The 4,211-nt window shown below is 67.6% G+C and carries 5 protein-coding genes; 2 read left to right on the forward strand and 3 right to left on the reverse strand.

Annotated elements, in window-relative coordinates; genetic code table 11:
* Positions 1–591, forward strand: a 591-nt coding sequence (locus ELR45_RS24835; protein WP_240760116.1) for an IclR family transcriptional regulator, incomplete at its 5' end; no start/stop codon positions are given.
* 120 nt (positions 592–711) lie between these two features.
* Here ELR45_RS24835 and ELR45_RS24840 read toward each other — a convergent pair.
* Entirely contained in the window at positions 712–1,644 is a 933-nt protein-coding gene (locus tag ELR45_RS24840; RefSeq protein WP_129668732.1) for an aminoglycoside phosphotransferase family protein, read from the reverse strand.
* Between the two features lie 571 nt (positions 1,645–2,215).
* On the opposite strand from ELR45_RS24840, the gene ELR45_RS24845 reads away from it, so the two are divergent.
* Positions 2,216–3,016 (forward strand): SDR family oxidoreductase, encoded by an 801-nt coding sequence (locus tag ELR45_RS24845; protein ID WP_420813949.1) that lies wholly within the window; start codon positions 2,216–2,218, stop codon positions 3,014–3,016.
* Between the two features lie 53 nt (positions 3,017–3,069).
* Here the strand turns inward: ELR45_RS24845 and ELR45_RS24850 are convergent, their stop codons facing one another.
* Positions 3,070–4,116: a hemolysin family protein gene (locus ELR45_RS24850; protein WP_129668734.1), complete on the reverse strand. Its 1,047-nt coding sequence runs from the start codon at positions 4,114–4,116 to the stop codon at positions 3,070–3,072.
* A partial coding sequence (locus tag ELR45_RS42940; protein ID WP_205857228.1) for a hypothetical protein occupies positions 4,113–4,211 on the reverse strand: 99 nt, incomplete at its 5' end. The genes ELR45_RS42940 and ELR45_RS24850, both read right to left, overlap by 4 nt.

A 4,211-nucleotide genomic window follows, 5' to 3' on the forward strand; every position in this document is an offset into this window, starting at 1 on the left:
GCCGTGGCACTCGAGCACCACCGTCTGGTCTCCCGCGACCTGCACGGGCGGTTCGTCCTCGGCCCACGCCTGGCCGAGCTCGCCACCGCCGCCGGCGAGGATCGCCTTCTCGCAGCGGCGGGCCCGGTCCTTGCCCGGCTGCGCGAAGCGACCGGTGAGAGCACCCAGCTCTTCCGCCGCCAGGGTGAACAGCGCATCTGTGTCGCCGCCGCGGAGCGTCCGAGCGGACTGAGAGACACGATCCCGGTCGGAGCCACGGTCACGATGCTCGCCGGCTCCGCTGCCCAGATCCTTCTCGCGTGGGAAGAGCCCGAACGCATGCACCGTGGCCTGCAGGGCGCACGATTCACCGCGACGATGCTCGCCGCCGTCCGCCGGCGCGGCTGGGCGCAGAGCGTCAGTGAGCGCGAGCCTGGCGTGGCGTCCGTCTCCGCACCGGTACGGTCCTCGAGCGGACGCGTCGTCGCCGCTGTGTCCGTGTCCGGCCCGATCGAGCGGCTGACCCGCCAGCCCGGACGGGTGCACGCGCCGGCCGTCCTCGCCGCCGCTGAGCACCTCACCGGCGTGCTGAAGAACGCAGAGGATGGCTAGGCTCACGTTGCTGGTTCGCTTCCGCACCGCCGATCCGAACGGAACGCGGCGGCAAGCGATGGGATGCGAAGAGGCAACCGATGCCGGAGCGATAGGTGGCCAGGACGTTGTCGTCCACCGTCATAAGGGGCTCCGTTCGCTCGTCAGGTGGCCGATTAGCTCTCGACAGATCTCGGGGTCCGTCGTCAGGCCCGCGCCCAGCGCCCAGAACAGGTACTCGATGGTCCGGACGAGCAGCCAGTCGAGCGCCAGGGGTCCGTCCAGGCCCGCCAGTGCACACAACTGCCGGACCCGCTCGACCGAGTCCTCCGGATCGCGGTAGCGCCGCCAGATTAGCGGGGCGATCGCGTACTCAGGTGCGCCGATGACTGGCTTGGGGTCGACGCACACCCAGTTCGCGTCCCAGTCCCGGATCACGTTCTCGTAGTGGAGGTCGTGGTTGACCAGCCGCGGCGGTTCGACTTCCGAGCGCCGGTCGATACGCGCGAGTGCCGCCTCGCCCGCCCGAATCGCGTGCGGCGACAGCGGATCTCCGAGCTCGCGGTTACGTCTGGACCAATGCCAGGCGCTTGTCACCGCTTGGGCACGAGCGTTCTCGTACGCTGAAGCCGACGTCCGCTCGACTACAGGCGTGACTGGCAGCATCCGGCCGGCCGCCTCCACCGCCTCACCGATCGGCACGTCCGCTAACGAAATGCTGGCGTCCAGCCACTGCAGGAGAGCGGCTCCCAGCTCGACGTCGCGACGTTCGAGTCGCACCATCGCGCGTCCGTCCCAGGCCAGCAGCCCAGCTGTCTCCCGGGCCAAGGTCGCCGACTGCACAGTCACCTTCAGGGCGAGCGACTCCGACCTGTGCGTTACCTGCCAGACGAGGGAAAGGTAGCCGTGGCGTGGCGTCAAGTCCGTGAGCTCAAGTTCCCAACGTGCGCACAGTGATTCGAGTAGCTGCGGCAACCCGGCGAGCCACTGGCGGCCAACGGAGCCGTACTCGGACTCCAGCCCGGCCCTGAACTGGTCTGACACGGCGTGCGCCGCGGTGTCGTAGGCGCTCATTCCGACACCTCGGATTCCAGTCCGGCGTACGTCTTCGTCAGATCGCGGTAGAGCTCGTTGGTCACGATGAGGTCCTGGGTCTTCCGACAGCCTCCTCCTCACACGACATTCGAACACACAACAAACGCCCCTCTGGTGGATCCAGAGGGGCGTTCGCGTCGGCGGCCTTCCATCGGCGCGCGATCACACGACGTGCTTCGCTATGCGGCCTGCTTCGAATCCGCCCGACGGTTGCTCTCTTCATTCGGATTGACGGCTACCCAGCGCTCTACGAGGCACGTACGGCCGGAACGATCGATCGAGCGCACCCACGTGGCCTGCAGTAACGGTGTCCGGTTACCCATTGCCCACCTCGCATTCAACTTTTGTTCATCTTGCGTTAACCTTCATGCTAGCAGAAGTGAAACCCGCGTGCGCCCTGTTTGTGTCTGTCACCGGGCAGGTTTGCGTGCGAACGGGCAGGGTAGACCTAGGTCTCGTGCCGTCCATTCGTGAACCCGCCTCCGAGCGTGCCGAATATCCGCGGGAGTTCCCTGCACAACAACAAGAGCCACCCGGGCTCACCCAGAACATGGACCCGCAGCCCGATCACGGTGAGCAGAGCTACCGGGGCCACGGCCGTCTGGCGGGGATGCGAGCACTGATCACGGGCGGGGATTCGGGCATTGGCCGAGCCATCGCGATCGCCTATGCCCGCGAGGGCGCTGACGTCGCGATCACGTACCTGCCCGAGGAACGGGCCGACGCCGACGACACAGCCGCGCTCGTCTCCGCGGCCGGGCAGCGCGCCGTGACGATCCCATCCGACTTGACCGAACTCACCGCCTGCCGTGAGGCGGTCGGCGTCGCGATCTCCGAACTAGACGGTCTGGACATCCTGGTCAACAACGCCGGATATCAGATGGCTCGGGAGACCGGCATCGAGCAGATCAGTCCCGAACAGCTCGATCGGGTCATCCGCACCAATCTCTACGCCCTGTTCTGGGTGACACAGGCTGCCGTGCCCAACCTGGGCGAGGGCTCATGCATCATCAACAACTCGTCCATCCAGGCGTACGACCCCTCGGTGTCGCTGCTCGACTATGCCGCGTCCAAGGCCGCGATCAACAACTTCACCGTGAACCTCGCCGCCGAGCTGGGCCCTGCCGGCATTCGGGTCAACGCCGTCGCGCCCGGTCCAATCTGGACACCGCTGCAGCCCGCCACGCAGCCGGTGGAGAAGATCCAGGCATTCGGCCAGGACACTCCGTTGGGGCGAGCCGGCCAGCCGGCTGAGGTGGCGCCGGCCTTCGTCTTCCTCGCGTCCCCCGCCGAAGCGGGCTACGTATCCGGAACCGTGCTCGGCGTCACCGGCGGCAAGGCCGTGTTCTAACGGTCGTCCGACAGACGAACAGGTCACTTTCAGGCCGCGAGGTCCAGCCGTGGTCAGTCCGCGTTCTGGGTGGCGTCGCGGACTTCGCCGACCAGTTCCTCCAGCACATCCTCAAGCGCGACGAGACCGGCCAGATCGCCCGTATGCGGATCGACGACGCTGGCGAGGTGCGCCCCTTTGTCCTGCATGACGAGCAGGACGTCGCGCAGCGTCCGGTCGGCGGTGACGGTCGCCAACGGGCGGATCACCCGGCGGTCCAGTGGCCTGTCCCGCTCCTGAAGAGACAGCCCGAGCAGATCCTTGGTATGCACGTAACCGGCCAGGCTTCCGTTCTCGCGCCGCACCGGGAAGCGGGAGTACCCGGTGATGGCACACATGTCCTCCACCTCGGCGGGCGTGGTGGTCTGCAGCACGGTGACCAGATCGCCCAGTGGCAGAGCCACTGACGTCACCGGCCGGTCGGCGAAGGCTAGGGCGCCGCTGAGCAGGGCGTGTTCGTGCTCGTCGAGCAATCCTTCACGGCGCGACTGGGTGAAGAACCCAGCGACTTCTTCGGGTGTGAACGCCGAGGTGACTTCCTCCTTCGGCTGGACGCGGAGCATCCGTAGAACGATGTTGGCGAGCTGGTTCAGCAGCCAGATCAGCGGCCTGAGCCCGATGACGATGCCATACAGCGTCGGACCCAGCAGCACGGCGGACCGGTCCGGGCCGGCCAACGCGATGTTCTTCGGAACCATCTCGCCGATCACCATGTGCAGGAACACCACGATCGCCAGCGCGATGGCGAATGCCAACGGATGAAGGACCGCACCGGGTACCCCGAGCGCCCCGATCGGCCGTTCCAGCAGATGCGCGACGGCGGGCTCGCCCAGCGCACCGAGGCCCAGGGAACACACGGTGATCCCGAGCTGGGCCCCGGCCATCATCAGCGACACCCGCTCCATCGCCCGCAGAGTGATCCTGGCGGAGCGAGAGCCGGCGGCCGCGCGCGGCTCGATCTGCGTCCGGCGAGCCGAGATCAGGGCGAACTCCGCGCCCACGAAGAACGCGTTCCCGATCAGCAACGCAAGGGCCAGCGCCAGCGCACCGAGGTCGCTCATGACGCGCCGCCCTGCTGCTCCGGGTCGGCGCGGCGGAGCCGGACCCGATCCACGCGTAGACCGTCCAGCCGGACGACCGTGAGCTCCACCGGGAA

This window comes from Phytoactinopolyspora endophytica (assembly GCF_004138495.1).
In the GTDB taxonomy this organism is placed as follows: domain Bacteria; phylum Actinomycetota; class Actinomycetes; order Jiangellales; family Jiangellaceae; genus Phytoactinopolyspora; species Phytoactinopolyspora endophytica.

Excerpts from the sequence above, each read along its gene's own strand:
- ELR45_RS24845 (WP_420813949.1), top strand. The coding sequence starts at position 2,216 with ATGGACCCGCAGCCCGATCACGGTGAGCAGAGCTACCGGGGCCACGGC.
- ELR45_RS24850 (WP_129668734.1), bottom strand. The coding sequence starts at position 4,116 with ATGAGCGACCTCGGTGCGCTGGCGCTGGCCCTTGCGTTGCTGATCGGG.
- ELR45_RS24840 (WP_129668732.1), bottom strand. The coding sequence starts at position 1,644 with ATGAGCGCCTACGACACCGCGGCGCACGCCGTGTCAGACCAGTTCAGG.